The organism is Streptomyces sp. NPDC002935 (assembly GCF_040611295.1).
Lineage (GTDB): Bacteria > Actinomycetota > Actinomycetes > Streptomycetales > Streptomycetaceae > Streptomyces.
On the sequence record NZ_JBEXNW010000008.1, the window covers coordinates 281,716 to 298,084 of the forward strand.

Consider the following 16,369-nt stretch of genomic DNA (forward strand, 5'->3'; position numbering starts at 1 on the left):
TTAGTGGACACGATTGCCGGCCTTTTCAGCTTCATCACGACACCCGTTTCCTGGGTCATCGTCCAGTTCCACGCTGTGTACGGGAAGATCTTCGGTCCCGATACGGGCTGGGCCTGGGGCTTGTCCATCGTGTCCCTGGTGATCCTGATCCGTATCTGCCTGATCCCGCTCTTTGTGAAGCAGATCAAGGCCACTCGGGCCATGCAGACGCTGCAGCCCGAGATGAAGAAGATCCAGGAGCGCTACAAGAACGACAAGCAGCGCCAGTCCGAAGAGATGATGAAGCTGTACAAGGAGACGGGTACCAACCCGCTCTCCTCGTGCCTTCCCATCCTGGCCCAGTCGCCGTTCTTCTTCGCGCTGTACCACGTGCTCAACGGCATCGCGACGGGCAAGACGATCGGTGTCATCAACGAGGACCAGCTCGCCAGCGCCCGTCAGGCGCACATCTTCGGTGCCCCGCTCGCGGCGAAGTTCACGGACAGCGCCGAGAAGGTCGCCCAGCTCGGTGCCACGCTGACCGACGTCCGTGTCGTCACCGCGATCATGATCGTGATGATGTCGGCTTCGCAGTTCTACACCCAGCGTCAGCTGATGACGAAGAACGTCGACACCACGGTGAAGACGCCCTTCATGCAGCAGCAGAAGATGCTGATGTACGTCTTCCCGGTCATGTTCGCGGTCTTCGGCATCAACTTCCCGGTCGGTGTCCTCGTCTACTGGCTGACCACCAACGTGTGGACCATGGGCCAGCAGATGTACGTCATCCGCAACAACCCGACGCCGGGTTCGAAGGCCCAGGCCGCTTACCTGGAGCGCCTGCAGAAGCACGTCACGCAGCACGGCAAGACGCGCCGCCGCAGCGAGAAGGCCATCGTCAAGGCCATCGTCGCCAAGGGCCGCGACCGCAACGAGTTCGAGCGCAAGTTCATCAACAGCCTGACCAAGGCGGGCCTCGTGGCCCAGCCGGACGGTCTCGTGGTGAAGGGCGAGAACACGACGGTCATCGAGTCCGAGGACGGCACGACGACGACCACCGCAGCCGCCGCCCCCAAGCGGCAGCAGCCGAAGCGGCAGTCCAAGTCGCAGCGCCATTCGGGCGCGACGGCAGCCGGCGCGCACAAGCCGGCGGACGAGTCTGAGCCGAAGACCTCTCTGAGCAAGTCCGACGAGCCGCAGGACGCCAAGCCCTCCGCCGCACAGCAGGCCCCCGGAAGCGGGAACAAGCCCGGCGCCGGTACCCGCAGCAAGGCCCAGTCCGGACAGCGCAAGGGCCCGCAGCGGCCCAAGTCCCCGTCCAAGAAGTAAGAAGGAGTCCATCCCGTGACGGAAGGCACCACCTCCGCCGCCGCTGAGGGCGACACCCTGACCCGCCTGGAGCAGGAAGGCGAGATCGCGGCGGACTACCTCGAGGGTCTGCTCGACATCGCCGATCTCGACGGCGACATCGACATGGACGTCGAGGCCGACCGCGCCGCTGTCTCGATCATCAGCGACTCAGGCGGCCGAGACCTGCAGAAGCTGGTCGGCCGGGACGGCGAGGTGCTGGAGGCGCTCCAGGAGCTCACGCGCCTGGCCGTGCACCGGGAAACCGGGGACCGCAGCCGGCTGATGCTGGACATCGGGGGGTTCCGCGCCAAGAAGCGCGAGGAACTCTCCGAGCTGGGTGCCAAGGCCGCCGCCGAGGTCAAGAGCTCCGGCGAGCCCGTGAAGATGGACCCGATGACGCCGTTCGAGCGCAAGGTGGTGCACGACGCGGTCAAGGCCGCGGGCCTGCGCAGCGAGTCGGAGGGCGAGGAGCCGGAGCGCTTCGTCGTCGTGCTCCCCGCCTGATCGGTACGTACGTACGTTCCTTCGGCCCCGTCTGTTGCGCAGGCGGGGCCGAACTTTGTCAGCCTGGTAGTCCCCACAGCTGTGGTCCCCGACTTCGATCACTCGCCGCGGGTTCCCGTACCTTCGGTCCTCGGCAGCTGTTAGTCCCTGATAGTCCTGGTGATCAGCGCTCAGTGCGCTTATGCGGTACGGAAGGACGGTCCCCCGTGACGGAGGCAGCGGAGCTTCCCCCCGCGCCCGAGCAGGCGCGCGAGGTATTCGGTGATCGCTTCGCGGACGCGGTCCGGTACGCGGAGCTGCTGGCCGAAGCGGGAGTACAACGCGGGCTGATCGGTCCCCGTGAAGTGCCCCGGCTGTGGGAGCGGCACCTGCTGAACTGCGCGGTGCTCTCCGAGGTCGTGCCCGAGGGTGTGACCGTGTGCGACGTCGGTTCCGGTGCGGGGCTGCCAGGCATTCCGCTGGCGCTCGTCCGGGAGGATCTCAAGATCACGCTGCTTGAGCCGCTTCTGCGCCGGACCACCTTCCTCACCGAGGTCGTGGAGCTGCTCGGTCTCGACCATGTGACCGTCGTGCGCGGCCGCGCCGAGGAGGTCATGGGGACGCTCCAGCCGGTGCACGTGGTGACGGCCAGGGCGGTTGCCCCCCTCGACCGGCTGGCGGCCTGGGGCATCCCCCTGCTGCGCCCGTACGGCGAGATGCTCGCCCTCAAGGGCGACACTGCCGAGGAGGAGCTGAAGGCTGCTGCCACGGCGCTGAGCAAGCTCGGCGCCGTGGAGACATCCGTCCTGCATGTCGGGGAGGGGGTCGTGGACCCGCTGTCCACCGTGGTGCGCGTGGAGGTGGGCGAGAGCCCCGGGGGCGTGCGCTTCGCGGCGAAGCGGGCCAAGGCCGCCAGGACGGGCCGGACGCGCCGCCGACGCTGAGCCTGGGTGATGTGAGCATTGTTACTCCCGGTTCCATGAAGGAGCCGGGAGTTTCTCTGTTCAGGGCCGGGAGTTATTTGTCACTCCCGCAGATCGGATCGGATAGCGAGCCGTACTCCACATAAGGTGCCAAACCTGTGCATATCGGAGTGTCGCGCCGCGCCGACCCGGGTAGCTGGGCATCGTGTTTCACGTGAAACGTCGCTCACTGTTGCACGGCATCATCAGTCGCAGCCGCGCCGCGGCCGAACCTCGCGACCGAAGGCCCCTCGGTTCACTCGGAGAGGGTGCGGAGTTGTCCACAGAGGTGGATTTCTCCACAGAACAACGGGCCTCGCTGGTTCACCACCCCGATGGCATGGGAGGCTCTGTTCATTGCGAGCCTGAAGTCGAGGAGAGTGAATCCTTGCGGTCCGACGCCAACATCGCGGGACCGATGACCGATCCGGTCCCCGGTCCCCGTACCGAGTCGATGGGGGAGGATGTTTCACGTGAAACACCGCCCCCGATGGACGACACTCCCATCGGTCGTGCTGCCCAACTTGCTGTGGAGGCGCTAGGTCGCGCCGGTGAGGGCCTGCCACGGCCCGAGCAGACCCGAGTCATGGTGGTCGCCAACCAGAAGGGTGGGGTGGGCAAGACCACGACCACGGTCAACCTTGCTGCCTCGCTGGCCCTGCACGGTGGCCGAGTCCTGGTGATCGACCTCGACCCTCAGGGCAATGCCTCCACCGCGCTGGGCATCGACCACCACGCCGAAGTTCCATCGATCTATGACGTGTTGATCGACAGCAAGCCACTCTCCGAAGTCGTTCAGCCGGTCCCGGATGTCGAGGGTCTCTTCTGCGCGCCCGCCACGATCGATCTCGCCGGTGCGGAGATCGAGCTGGTATCGCTGGTGGCCCGTGAGAGCCGCCTGGAGCGAGCGATCCAGGCGTACGAGCAGCCCCTGGACTACATCCTCATCGACTGCCCGCCGTCGCTCGGCCTGCTGACGGTCAACGCGCTGGTCGCCGGCGCGGAGGTCCTCATCCCCATCCAGTGCGAGTACTACGCGCTGGAAGGTCTGGGACAGCTTCTGCGGAACGTCGACCTGGTACGAGGGCACCTCAACCCCGACCTTCACGTCTCGACGATTCTGCTCACCATGTACGACGGCCGGACACGCCTCGCGTCCCAGGTCGCGGAGGAGGTGCGCAGCCACTTCGGCAAGGAGGTGCTGCGGACGAGCATTCCGCGCTCGGTTCGTATTTCGGAGGCTCCGAGTTACGGGCAGACGGTTCTGACCTACGATCCGGGTTCGAGCGGTGCTCTCTCGTATCTTGAGGCCGCGCGGGAAATCGCCCTCCGAGGAGTCGGAATGGCGTATGACGCGCAACATGCCCACGTGGGCGCACAGAATGATCAGAACATGGTGGAGGGGATCCAGTGAGCGAGCGACGACGGGGGCTGGGGCGGGGCCTTGGCGCGCTGATCCCTGCGGCTCCGACAGGTGAGCGTCCGGGTGTTTCGGCGAACGGGGCTTCCTCCTCGCCGGCTGCCGGACCCGTACTCACAGCGGAGCGCGGGGTGGCGGCGGCCAAGGTGACCACGCTGCCGCCTGTTTCACATGAAACGGAGGATCCGTCGTCGAACGGAGCCCTGGAGGTGCCGCAGGCGCCCGTCGGTGCTCACTTCGCCGAGCTGCCCCTCGACTTCATCACGCCGAACCCGCGCCAGCCGCGTGAGGTCTTCGACGAGGACGCTCTTGCCGAGCTCGTCACCTCCATCAAGGAGGTCGGGCTTCTCCAGCCCGTCGTCGTACGGCAGGTCGGTCCGACGCGCTACGAACTCATCATGGGTGAGCGGCGCTTCCGGGCCTGCCGCGAGGCGGGACTCGAAGCCATTCCCGCGATCGTGCGGGCCACGGAGGACGAGAAGCTTCTCCTGGACGCGCTCCTCGAGAACCTGCACAGGGCCCAGCTGAACCCGCTGGAAGAGGCCGCCGCCTACGACCAGCTGCTCAAGGACTTCAACTGCACGCACGACCAGCTGGCGGACCGGATCGGGCGGTCGCGTCCGCAGGTCTCCAACACCTTGCGTCTGCTGAAGCTCTCGCCGTCCGTTCAGCGCCGTGTTGCCGCCGGTGTTCTCTCCGCGGGTCATGCGCGGGCGCTGCTCTCCGTCGACGACTCGGAGGAGCAGGACCGCCTGGCTCACCGCATCGTCGCCGAGGGGCTCTCGGTGCGAGCCGTGGAAGAGATCGTCACCCTCATGGGGTCGCGTCCGCAGACGGCTCAGCGCTCCAAGGGACCGCGGGCCGGTGGTCGGGTCTCTCCGGCGCTGAGCGATCTGGCGACGCGTCTCTCGGACCGCTTCGAGACGCGGGTGAAGGTCGACCTGGGGCAGAAGAAGGGCAAGATCACTGTCGAGTTCGCTTCGATGGAAGACCTTGAACGCATCCTTGGCTCCCTGGCCCCGGGCGAGGGACCGGTCCTTCAGAAGAGCCTTCTGGACGACGACTCCGACGACGCGGAAGCCTGAGTCGGCTCCTGGCGGATCGATGTCCGATCGGTCCACCAGCGGAGCGGGCCGTGTCCGGTGTGTCCGGAACACGGCCCGCTCTTTGCTTTCTGGCGGTATCGAGGGAATCACATCGTGGATACGATGCGATTGGGTATGGCGCATCCACCTGGCAGCACCTTCATCGGGGAGGCGGGGGCCATGCAAACCGTGAGCCGTACCGGACTGGTGACCGCAGGCCTGGGCCTGGGAGCGGTCGGCGGATTCGTCGGCAGCCTGCTCAGGGAGCGGAGCCATCTGACAGCCGCCCGTGACGCCGCGGGCGAAGGAAGCGAGGAACATCCTTCATGGGGCGTCGGCTCGTACCGCTCACGCTGGACAACCTTCCGGACCTTCCCAAGCGCTGTCGTGCGTGCGTCTTCTGGGAACTGGATCCCGTCAGCAGTGAAGCCGCGGTAAAGGCAGGCACACCCGCGCTGGAGAAGGAAGCCTGGATCTCCTCGGTTCTACTGGACTGGGGATCCTGTGGCCGGGTCGTCTATGTGGACGACGTACCGGTGGGCTTCGTGCTCTACGCGCCGCCGGCCTATGTCCCCCGTTCCACCGCATTCCCCACAAGCCCCGTGTCACCGGACGCTGTTCAGTTGATGACCTCGTTCATCATGCCGGGCTATCAGGGGCAGGGGCTCGGCCGAGTGATGGTCCAGACGGTTGCCAAGGATCTGCTCCGCCGGGGGTTCAAGGCGATCGAGGCCTTCGGAGACGCACGCTGGAAGGAACCCGCCTGTGTGCTCCCGGCCGACCATCTGCTCGCCGTGGGCTTCAAGACCGTGCGGCTTCACCCCAGGTACCCGCGTCTGAGGCTGGAACTGCGGACGACGCTCTCCTGGAAGGAAGACGTGGAGATGGCACTCGACCGCCTCCTTGGAGCGGTACAGAAGGAGCCGGTGCTTCGTCCCCTGTGATGTGACGGGCGGCCGGTCGCACTTGCCATCTGCGACCGGCGTGCTCTCGGACAAAGCGAATGGGCCAGCCCGATCGGGCTGGCCCATTCGTGTTTCACGTGAAACACACGCCACGCGTGCGGCCGTCGTGACTACTCGGCGATGAAGTCCTCGAGGTCGCGCACGATCGCGGCCTTCGGCTTCGCACCGACGATGGTCTTGGCGACCTCGCCACCCTGGTAGACGTTCAGGGTCGGGATCGACATGACGCCATACTTGGCGGCCGTGCCCGGGTTCTCGTCGATGTTGAGCTTGACGATCTCGATCTTGTCGCCGTACTCGGCGGCGATCGCCTCCAGCGACGGGGCGATCTGGCGGCAGGGACCGCACCAGGCGGCCCAGAAGTCCACCAGGACGGGCTTGTCGCTCTTGAGGACGTCCTGCTCGAAGGAATCGTCGGTCACGTTCTTCAGGGTGCCGGCCACAGCGGGCTCCTTAACTTGTTGGTGCGGTGGGGCGGACAGGGGATCAGACGGTGGCGGCCGCAGCGGCGGTCTCGCTGTCCGCAACGGCGGCGAGGTAGCGCTCGGCGTCGAGGGCGGCGGAGCAGCCGGTACCGGCCGCGGTGATCGCCTGGCGGTACGTGTGGTCGACGACGTCACCGGCGCCGAACACGCCGGTCAGGTTCGTGCGGGTCGAGGGCGCGTCGACCTTCAGGTACCCCTCGCCGTCCAGGTCGAGCTGGCCCTTGAAGAGCTCGGTGCGCGGGTCGTGACCGATCGCGATGAACAGACCGGTCACCGGCAGCTCCGAGGTCTCGCCGGTCTTGAGGTTGCGCAGCGTCAGACCTGCCAGCTTCGGGTCGCCCTTGATCTCGGCGACCTCGCTGTCCCAGACAAACTTGATCTTCGGGTCGGCGAAGGCACGCTCCTGCATCGCCTTGGAGGCGCGGAGGCTGTCCCGGCGGTGGACGATGGTCACGGACTTGGCGAAGCGCGAGAGGAAGGTGGCCTCCTCCATCGCGGTGTCGCCACCGCCGATCACGGCGATGTCGTGGTCCTTGAAGAAGAAGCCGTCACAGGTCGCGCACCAGGAGACGCCGCGTCCGGAGAGCGTGTCCTCGTTGGGCAGGCCGAGCTTGCGGTGCTGCGAGCCCGTGGTGACGATCACGGCCTTGGCGCGGTGCACCGTGCCGGCGGTGTCGGTGACGGTCTTGATCTCGCCGGTCAGGTCGACGGCCACGACGTCGTCCGGAACCAGCTCGGCACCGAAGCGCTCGGCCTGGGCGCGCATGTTGTCCATGAGCTCGGGGCCCATGATGCCGTCCTGGAAGCCGGGGAAGTTCTCCACCTCGGTGGTGTTCATCAGCGCACCGCCTGCGGTGACGGCGCCTTCGAAGACCAGCGGCTTCAGCGACGCGCGCGCGGTGTAGAGCGCCGCCGTGTAGCCGGCGGGCCCGGACCCGATGATGATCACGTTACGGACGTCGCTCACGGCTTGATTCCTCGTCTCTGGAGACTGCTACGTACCGGTGGGAGCCTCTCTCAGTACTCTCACCCCACCCAACGGATCCTAAGGGGCTTCAATTCCCGCTGTGCCAGGGCACACGGAGACGGGATTCCGGACGGAGATGCCAAGTGGCGTCTGGGCAGGACACCGCCGGGCGTCGAAGCGTCAGGGCGTGAGATCGAGAGGGTCCGGATCGTGCCCGCCCAGGTGCTCGGAATCTTGAAGCCGACGCGTTCAGGGCCGTGCGTACGACCGCGTCAGCAGCAGCTTGCCGGGCGACGGGGAGGCCTGCTTCGCACAGGCGGAGTCGACGATGTAGGCCGTGACCTTCGTGTTGTCCGAGTCATTGGACAGTACGAGGAGGTAGACGCCGGTCCCCTGGAACGTGCCCTTCTTCGCGGCGAGGAGTGTTCCCTCGTCTCCGGTCCCCTGTGCGACACACGCGGGAACGGGGGGTGTCGGGGAGACCAAGGTGTTGACCCCGCCCGAGTCCGTTCCGGTGCCCTGGGATTCGGCACCCCAGGGCTTCGCGCTACCGGAGTGCTCGCCCGACTTCCTGGTCTTCGCGAGAAGGCCTGAGACCTCGCTCTGCAGCGTCTTCTCGGAGAAGGTGCTCACTGCCCCCGACTCCTGCCCCGTCGCCGTCTGAGAGCTCTTGCCGGAGCTGTCGCCGCCCAGCGACTGCACGAGGATCGCGCTCAGCCCCAGAGCGGCGGCCGCGAAGGCGGTGCTGAGGAGGACCGTCCTACGGCGCCCACGACGTGCTCGGTGAGAACGGCCGGGTCCGGTGGTCGCACGAGAATGTCCCGAGGGACGGTCCGCAGTCGACGTTTCACGTGAAACATGAGGGCGGTCGTCGTCCGTGTCAGATGCCCCATCGGGCGCTGTGGCACCCAGCAGTGCTTCGGCGGCCAGGGCGGCATCGATACGTCCGGCCACATCGTCGGGCATGCGAAGGGGACCCGGCAGAGTGCCGAGCAGACCGCGGATCTCCTCCAGGGAGTCGTACACGTCGGTGCAGAGCACGCAGTCATCGAGGTGCTGTCGTACATCCTCGGTACGGGATGGCGAGAGCAGACCTTCGGTGAGGTCGGAGATTTCCGCGACGTCCGGGTGCCCGGCCTTGTCCGTCGTGGATGTCACGCTCGCCCACCTCCGCCCTTCACAGCAGCTGAATCGCTTGGCCCTGCGTCGCGGGGCCCCGTGTCGTGCGGTCCCGCTGCCGGTGGGACGGATGTCCCCTGCGTCCGGTTCCGTCCGCCGCCCGACTTCTTGGTCGCCTCGTCACCCGAGTTCTCCGTGCGGAGGTGAGTGAGCAGGGGAAGGAGTCTGGCTCTGCCGCGTGCGCAGCGGCTCTTCACGGTGCCGGTCGGCACATCGAGGATGCGGGCCGCCTCGGCCACGGGGTAGCCCTGCATGTCCACCAGGACGAGGGCGGCGCGCTGGTCGGCCGGGAGAGTACCCAGAGCGTCGATGAGCTCGCGGTGCAGGTCGTTGCGCTCCGCCGGAGCGGAGGCTGACTCGTGCGGTTCGAGGAGCTGCTCCAGCCGTTTGGTGTCATCGACGGGAGACGTCCTTCTGGAGGCCGCCTTACGCGCGCGGTCCAGGCAGGCGTTCACCGTGATGCGGTGCAGCCAGGTCGTGACCGCCGACTGGCCTCGGAAGGTGTGGGCGGCCCGGTAGGCCGAGACGAGGGCGTCCTGGACCGCGTCAGCGGCCTCCTCGCGGTCTCCCAGCGTCCGCAGGGCCACGGCCCACAGGCGGTCGCGGTGACGCCGTACAAGCTCACCGAAGGCTTCAGGATCGCCTTTCACATGGCGGGCCAGGAGGTCCTGATCGCTTGCTTCGCCGTATGCGGCTTCATCGGCCATCGGACCCCCTCCCCTCCGTCGACGAGCGTCAGCCGGTGAACTTCACGTCCGTGATGGCTTGCTTGTAGCCGGCGCCGCTGTACTGGTCCTTGCCCGAGTAGGGGGCCGCGGTGATCCACACCAGTACGTACCGCGTCTCCACTGCCTTGTCCGCGGAGACCTTCAGCTGCCGGCCGGAGGTCTCGGCGTCCGCGATCTCCTTCATGGAGCCGATGGGTGCCGACGACGACATCGAGTCGGCCGCGTACAACGACGCCGTGGTGTGATCGCCGCCGTAGTTCAGCCCTATCGAGGCCGCCGACAGGCTCCGCGTGGACCCGAGGTCGTACACGATGCCCACGCCCTGCTTGAACGGCGCCAGGGTGGGGCCACCGTTGTAGGAGTACGTCCGCCAGTACGTGGTGCTGTCGCCGTCGTAGGTGAGCCCCACGTCGGACGGGTGCTGGGCCTTGCCGTCCGGGTAGTACTCCTGCGCGTCCCGGATCGCGATCGGCTTGGCCGGCTTGGTGTTGTCGTTGCTCTTCTCGTTGCCGTCCGTCGTCTGGGTCTTCTTGGTGTCGTCGGACTTGCTGTGGTCCATCAGCGCGTCCGCGAGCTGCCAACTGCCCAGGCCCAGTGCGGCGATGAGCAGAGCCGAGACGGCCCACTTCAGGGCTGTTCCGGTACGGCTCTGCAGCGGGGGCGGCGGAGCCGGCACGGGCTGGGTGGCGCCCGGACGCGGCGACTGGCGGCCGTAGGTGCCCTGCTGGTACGTCGTGCGCTGGTACTCGGGCGGTGCGGTGAACGCGGGCTCCGGCGGGCGGATGCGCGGCATCTCGCTGATCGCCTTCACGAGCTCCTCCGGCGTGGTGCACGGGGACTCATGGCGGGAGGCGGTCGCCCCGTCGTTGGCGAGCGCGCGCATGGCGAGCTCCGACAGGCCCCGGTGGACACCGGCCCGCACCTGGTCGGGTGCGATGAGACCGACGCCCTTGGGGAGCCCCGACAGGCCATACGCATCGTTCTCGTACGGCCAGCGCTGGGTCAGGGAGGCGTACAGGAGAGCCCCGATCGCCTCCGTGTCGGAGCGCTGCGGGGTGTCGGAACTGATGCCGCGCAGCGCCGCGTTCACGGCGAGCCCACGGATACGCCACTGGCCGGACGACGTGCGGAGCACGGCGCCCGGGGTCAGCTTCAGATGCGCGAGGCCCTCGCGGTGTGCGGCGGCCATGGCCTGGGAGACCTGACTGACCATCTGGTAGGCCTCGTGCACCTCAAGGGGACCCGAGGCGAGCAGCGCGGTGAGCTCCGTGGCGTCCGGCAGCCACTCGTGCACCACATAGACGAGATCGTTCTCCTCGACCGCGTCCAGGACCTGGACGAAGCGGGGATCGCCCAGCAGGGCGGAGGAACGGGCCGCCGCCAGTACGGAGCGGGCCCGCGGATGATCGGCGGGCAGCAGGTGCACACCGACAGCACGACGGAGCTTCTCGTCCATCGCGCGCCAACTGCTGAAACCGTCCAGACGGGTGACGCACTCTTCGAGGCGGTATCGCCTGGCGAGTTTGTGACCGCTGTGCAGTTCGGGCGGTGAGGCCTTTCCGGGACTCTCGGTCCCGCCGCTCCCCTGTGCCTCTTCGCTGTCCGTTTCCCGCTCCTGCTTCTGGGCCACCCCGTCGGACGTGGTTTGGTCCGCCTTGGCGGTCAGCGGTTCGTCACCGCTGTTGTCTGCCACGTCGACGGCAGCCGTGCTCCGTTCCGCCACCGTCGTCCCTGCCTCCCCATCCGTTGCGCGCTGTCCGACGCCGAAACCAATTGTGCCCACAGTCCGGCGCTATGCACGACACACGGCGACGGACGATGGTTGTGCGCGTACCCCCGCCTCAGCGCCCCAGGCGCCCGCGGACCATTCCGACCATTGAATTGAGTTCTTCGATGCGCATCTTGCGTGCGGCGATGTAGAAGACACCGAGCAGGGCGATCGATCCGAAAACCAGCGCCGCGATCGATCCGATCGCCCCGTGCCCGAGGGCCTGGGTGATCGCAAAGCCTACGGCGCCGCCCACCACGGCACCCGGGACGGATGCCAGGCACAGACGCGCGTACGTGCGCAGCACGCGGGCGCCGTCCAGATCGCCGCCCAGCCGCCTGCGCAGCCGCTGCCAGGCCACTCCGACGCCTACGGCATACGCCAGTCCGTACGCGCCGGCCATGCCGACGACCGCCCACTGCGCGGGCAGCACCATGTAACAGACGGCCGACGCGGCCGCGTTGACGGCGGCCACGATGACCGTGTTGTAGAAGGGGGTGCGGGTGTCTTCGTAGGCGTAGAAGCCACGGAGGATCACATACTGCACCGAGAACGGGATCAGGCCGAGCGCGAAAGCCATGAGGACATAGCCCTGGGACTGGGCGGCCTGGATGCCGCTCGAGCCGAAGAGCAGGGTGCACATGGGAATGCCCAGGGCGATGAACATGAAGGCGATCGGGACGATCGCCACCGCCGAGGTCCGCAGACCCTGTGAGATGTCGTCACGGACGGCGCCCGGGTCACCGTCGTGGGCCGCTCGAGAGATCCGCGGAAGCATGGCCGCCATGACGGAGACCGTGATGATCGCCTGCGGCATGCCCCAGATCAGCTGGGCGTTGGAGTAGGCCAGGATTCCCGCGCCGCTCTTGCCCGACGTCTTCTGCGCCGCGGTCGCCAGCTGTGTGACAACGAGAACGCCTGCCTGGTTGGCGAGGACGAAGAGCACGGTCCACTTGGCGAGCTGGACGGCCTTGCCGAGGCCGTGGCCCCTCCAGTCGAAGCGCGGACGGAAGCGGAAACCTGCCTCCCGCAGATACGGAACCATCGCCACGGCCTGTACGACCAGGCCGAGCAGGGTGCCGATGCCCAGCAGGCGGAGGCCGTCCGGCGGGATGTTCTCCACCTTCATGCCGGAGTGCCGGGCGGTCCCGTAGACCCAGAGGAACATGCCGAACGTGGAGATCATGACGATGTTGTTCAGGACCGGAGTCCACATCATCGCGCCGAACTTCCCGCGGGCGTTGAGGATCTGGCCCATGACCACATGGACGCCCATGAAGAAGATCGTGGGCAGGCAGTACCGGGCGAAGGTGACCGCCACGTTGTTGGCCGCCGGGTCACTCGCGATGGCGTCCGACATCAGCTGGATCAGCAGCGGTGCGATGAACACCGCGACGGTGACGATCACAGCGAGGGCGACCATGACGAGGGTCAGGAGGCGGTTGGCGTACGCCTCACCACCGTCCTCGTCCTCCTTCATGGACCGCACCAGCTGCGGCACGAAGACCGAGTTGAGTCCGCCGCCGACGGTCAGGATGTAGATCATTGTCGGCAGGGTGTACGCGACGGTCCAGGCGTCACCGAGCGTCGCCGCCCCCAGAGCGGCCGTGATGATCATGGTGCGTACGAAGCCGGTGAGACGCGACACCAGCGTGCCCGCCGCCATCACGGCGCTCGACTTCAGCAAGCCGGAAGCGCGGCCGCCGGACTTCGCCGGAGCGGCCGCCGGTGCGGGCGTCGGCTGAGCTGCGGCCGGAGCCGGTTCAGGGGCAGGCGCCGGGACGGCTGGGGAGGCATAGGCATGACGGACGCCGCCCTGCTGCTGGTCACGGAAGAGGTGGGCGAAGGCGTCGGGCTCGTGCTGCTCCTCGCCGGCCTGGGTGACCAGGTCGTCCACCCCCACGTACTGGGTGGTCCGGGCGTCGTCGCCGTACGGCAGGTGCCGCGTCGGTCCGGCCGGCTCCGGAGGGGGCGTCTGGGCCCACACCCGCGGGTCGGGGGCGTACTGCGACGTGGGCGGCTGGGCGTAGAGCGGTTGCTGGGGGGCGTACGTTCCGGGCGCCGGCGGAGGGTGCGCGGCGCGGTCGTAGAGCGCCTCCGCCACCGGGTCCTGGGCCGAGAGGTCCTGCGCCCGGTAGGGATCCTGGTCGTAGGCGTCCTGGAGGTACATGTCCGCGGGAGATCCCGGCGGCATCTGGCCGGGCTCCGGCGTGCCCTCGGGGTAGCCGGAGCGGCCCGCGTCCTGGTCCGGGTAGTCCTCGGGGTAGCCCGAGGATCCCGCGCCCTGGCCGCGGTCACCGTCGTACGGCGCGTTCATGGTTACCCCACCTCATCGTCCCCGGGCCCACCGGCCACGACATCGCTCAACGGTCCACTCTCTCACCCGTGCCGGACGGGTCGGCGCTTTCCGGTGCGGTGTCCGGTGTTGGGTCACTCGGGTGCTCCGGGTCGTCTGCCCCGGACTCCGGGTCGGAAGCCCGTTCGGGACCGGCCTCGGAGTCTTCGGTGGTGTCAGTGTCCACGGTGCCGTCCGAGTCCTTGCTCTCGCCCCCTGCCTCGGGACCGTTGTCCGGTTCCTCCTCGGTCTGCCGGGCCGCCGCGCGCTTACGCTGCGTGTACATCCGGAAACCGGCGAGGACCAGAAGCAGGACGCCGCCGCCGATGACGAGCATCACCGTGGAGGTGATCTCGGTGACCTTCACCTCGAAGGACACCTTGTGGCCGTACGGCTGCCCGTCCTCCGTGTACAGCTGAGCGTCGACCTGCACCGGGCCGTTGGCCTTGGTGGAGGTCGTGAACTTCACCGACTGACTGTGCTCGCCCGCGACCTGGATCGGCCGCTCGTCGTACGGACCATTGCCGATCTTGAGGCGGGTGGGCTGCTTCGACGTGAGCCGCAGCACCAGATGGTCGACGCCCTGCACGAGGTTGTTCTGGACGGTCACGGGGATCGTCGCGCTGCGCCCGGAGAGCTTCGCGTCCGACTTCTCGATGAGATGCACCAGGCCCATGAGCTCGTCGAGGTACCGGTCCACACCCTTGCGGAAGGCCGCCGCCTCAGCGGTTCGGCCGCGCCAGGACGCCGACATCCCCCGGTCTATCGCCCGGCCGAACGGGGTGACTACACGGGCTTCGTGGGTGAGGATCACCTGGAATTTGTCGAGCTTGCTCTGCGTCTTCTGGATCCGCTCGAAGGCTCCGCGCGGCAGCTCCCGGTTGCGCAGCGCCCGCGGGTACGAGGACGTGGGAGGCACCTTCGTGGTGGCGCCGGGGTCCGGCTTGGCCTTGGCGGCCTCGGCCAGCCCCTGGGACTCCGACCAGTTGCCCTGCTGGAGCGCCCGCAGGGCCACGGCCATGGACTGCGCCTGGCTCGCTGTGGGCATGCGCTGCGGGGCGACGACGATACTGCGCTCGTTGTCCGACTCCTGCAGGTTGATCATCAGGCTCTGTGCGAGGAACTTCTGGACGGCGAGCGTGGAGCTGTCCGCCTTCATCATGTCGCCCTGGAACGCGGTGGACAGCCGCTCGTCCGCGACCACCGCCGTCGTTCCGCCGCCGATGGGGCGGGCGGCGCTCGGCGTGTACGGCAGGCCGCCCGTCTCACGCAGGCTGTCGCTGCGGGTGATCACCTTGTCCGCGCCGGCCGAGGTGGCCACGTTGACGATCGACGGGTCCACCGCGCCGTCCACGGGCCAGGCGAAATCCGTGCTCGGCTTCACATGGACGATCGTCTCCACCGTGCCGGCCGCCACATCGGTGGCGTCCTTGAGGTGGCTCAGGGAACCGGTGACGTCCTTGCCGTGGTGGGCCAGTGACGCGAGGTCGGGGTCGGCGAAGGGCAGCGCGACGATGTTCTGGCCCTGGACCGACTTCTCCAGTTTGTCGAGCCAGGCGTTGGCCACCGCCTGGTTCTTCCCGGCGATGGTCGTGCCGTTCTCCTGCTGGATCCGGTAGCCGCCCCTCATCGCGTCGACGGAGGCCAGCAGGTCCGGGTCGAGTACCCAGGTGACATCGAGCTGGTTGCCCAGCGACAGGAGCTGGTCCAGGCGCCCGCCCGGGGAGATCTCCTTGGCCAGGTCGTCGCTCTTGAAGACGGGTGTCTGCTGCTCGTCCGAACCGGTCTTCGCCGTGAGGTGAACGGTGGAGATGAGCGGCCAGAGGTACGTCGTCTTCGTCTTCGTGTCCGCCGCGTCGGGCTGCCAGGGCAGGAAGGTCCGCTCGATGCCGAGTACCTGGTCCCACTGCTGCGCGGTCGTGCGGCCCGTGAGCGAGACGCCGAGCGGGTAGACCCCGTCGGAGCCGAGGTCGAGGTCCTTGACGGGCACCGAGATGCTGAAGCGCTGCGAGCTGCCCGCGGCGAGCTTGGCGACCTTCGCGACGTACTTGCCCCCGACCTCCAACGCGTCGAGCCCCGGCTGGAAGCTGGTGCGCTTCGCGACGGTGTCGATGGCGGAGCGGGTGTTCAGGGACGGCCCCACGCGGATGCCCACATGGGCATCCGTGACCGTCTGCTTGCTCGTGTTGGTGACCGAGCCCGAGACGGTGATCGTGTCGCCGTCGGTCGGGGTGCTGGGGCTCAGCGAGTCGAGGTTGATGTCGACCGGGCCCGACCCTGCGGCATCGGCCACAGAGGCCTTCTCAGCGGCTTGAGCGGGCCCGCTGAAGGGCAGCTGGAGCAGCCCGGCCAGCAGCGGCGCCCCGGCCAGCAGTGCACCGCTGCGCCGGAGCCACCGGCGGGCAGGTGAGGGACTCGTCCCTTGGAAGTCTGCCGCCTCGGCCACGCGCTCGCCCGTCCCTCGTCGTCGTCAGTGGTCGTCGGAATGTGCGTCCACGCATGGTAACGATGTGCGCTGAGAGTAAGTGCCGCGGAGTGGTCCACAAGATCGGGGGAGGGTGCCGACTGTCCTGTATGTGCGCGTATTGATGCCCCTGAAAAAAAAGACGGGCACGGGTGCGAGATTTATCGAGGCGCTCCCGGGGGCCTCGGCCACGTACCCT

Annotated in this window: 13 protein-coding genes; 6 read left to right on the forward strand and 7 right to left on the reverse strand. The window is 67.8% G+C overall.

What is annotated here, in order from left to right; genetic code table 11:
- The first annotated feature begins 3 nt into the window (after positions 1-3).
- The 6 genes from yidC (at position 4) to ABZX90_RS13925 (ending at position 6,223) form a co-directional block, all read left to right on the forward strand.
- Positions 4-1,308, forward strand: a complete 1,305-nt coding sequence (gene yidC, locus ABZX90_RS13900; RefSeq protein WP_351124229.1) for a membrane protein insertase YidC — start codon at positions 4-6, stop codon at positions 1,306-1,308.
- Positions 1,309-1,323: 15 nt separating this feature from the next.
- Positions 1,324-1,833: a R3H domain-containing nucleic acid-binding protein gene (locus ABZX90_RS13905; protein WP_326786752.1), complete on the forward strand. Its 510-nt coding sequence runs from the start codon at positions 1,324-1,326 to the stop codon at positions 1,831-1,833.
- Positions 1,834-2,039: 206 nt separating this feature from the next.
- Positions 2,040-2,756 (forward strand): 16S rRNA (guanine(527)-N(7))-methyltransferase RsmG, encoded by a 717-nt coding sequence (rsmG, locus tag ABZX90_RS13910; protein ID WP_351124232.1) that lies wholly within the window; start codon positions 2,040-2,042, stop codon positions 2,754-2,756.
- Positions 2,757-3,114: 358 nt separating this feature from the next.
- A complete protein-coding gene (locus ABZX90_RS13915; RefSeq protein WP_351124319.1) occupies positions 3,115-4,188 on the forward strand; it encodes a ParA family protein in 1,074 nt (357 codons plus the stop codon).
- Positions 4,185-5,279 carry a ParB/RepB/Spo0J family partition protein gene (locus ABZX90_RS13920; RefSeq protein ID WP_351124235.1) on the forward strand — a complete coding sequence of 365 codons (1,095 nt, stop codon included), beginning with the start codon at positions 4,185-4,187 and terminating at the stop codon, positions 5,277-5,279. The genes ABZX90_RS13915 and ABZX90_RS13920 overlap by 4 nt, the downstream gene beginning before the upstream one ends.
- A gap of 326 nt (positions 5,280-5,605) precedes the next feature.
- On the forward strand, positions 5,606-6,223 hold the full coding sequence (locus tag ABZX90_RS13925; protein ID WP_355204561.1) for a GNAT family N-acetyltransferase: 618 nt from the start codon (positions 5,606-5,608) through the stop codon (positions 6,221-6,223).
- Between the two features lie 131 nt (positions 6,224-6,354).
- Here the strand turns inward: ABZX90_RS13925 and trxA are convergent, their stop codons facing one another.
- The 7 genes from trxA to ABZX90_RS13960 form a co-directional block, all read right to left on the reverse strand.
- Positions 6,355-6,687: a thioredoxin gene (gene trxA, locus ABZX90_RS13930; protein ID WP_007383275.1), complete on the reverse strand. Its 333-nt coding sequence runs from the start codon at positions 6,685-6,687 to the stop codon at positions 6,355-6,357.
- Positions 6,688-6,730: 43 nt separating this feature from the next.
- The gene (gene trxB / locus ABZX90_RS13935) at positions 6,731-7,696 is read right to left on the reverse strand and encodes a thioredoxin-disulfide reductase (protein ID WP_351124242.1); all 966 of its coding nucleotides are present in this window, start codon (positions 7,694-7,696) and stop codon (positions 6,731-6,733) included.
- A gap of 249 nt (positions 7,697-7,945) precedes the next feature.
- The gene (locus ABZX90_RS13940) at positions 7,946-8,854 is read right to left on the reverse strand and encodes a hypothetical protein (RefSeq protein ID WP_355204565.1); all 909 of its coding nucleotides are present in this window, start codon (positions 8,852-8,854) and stop codon (positions 7,946-7,948) included.
- Entirely contained in the window at positions 8,851-9,582 is a 732-nt protein-coding gene (gene sigM, locus ABZX90_RS13945) for an RNA polymerase sigma factor SigM (protein ID WP_351124247.1), read from the reverse strand. The genes ABZX90_RS13940 and sigM overlap by 4 nt, the downstream gene beginning before the upstream one ends.
- A 28-nt stretch (positions 9,583-9,610) precedes the next feature.
- Entirely contained in the window at positions 9,611-11,326 is a 1,716-nt protein-coding gene (locus tag ABZX90_RS13950; RefSeq protein WP_355204568.1) for a protein kinase family protein, read from the reverse strand.
- Between the two features lie 118 nt (positions 11,327-11,444).
- Positions 11,445-13,688, reverse strand: a complete 2,244-nt coding sequence (gene murJ / locus ABZX90_RS13955; protein ID WP_355204571.1) for a murein biosynthesis integral membrane protein MurJ — start codon at positions 13,686-13,688, stop codon at positions 11,445-11,447.
- A 46-nt stretch (positions 13,689-13,734) separates the two neighbouring features.
- The gene (locus ABZX90_RS13960) at positions 13,735-16,152 is read right to left on the reverse strand and encodes a DUF6049 family protein (protein WP_355204574.1); all 2,418 of its coding nucleotides are present in this window, start codon (positions 16,150-16,152) and stop codon (positions 13,735-13,737) included.
- Positions 16,153-16,369: the final 217 nt, after the last annotated feature.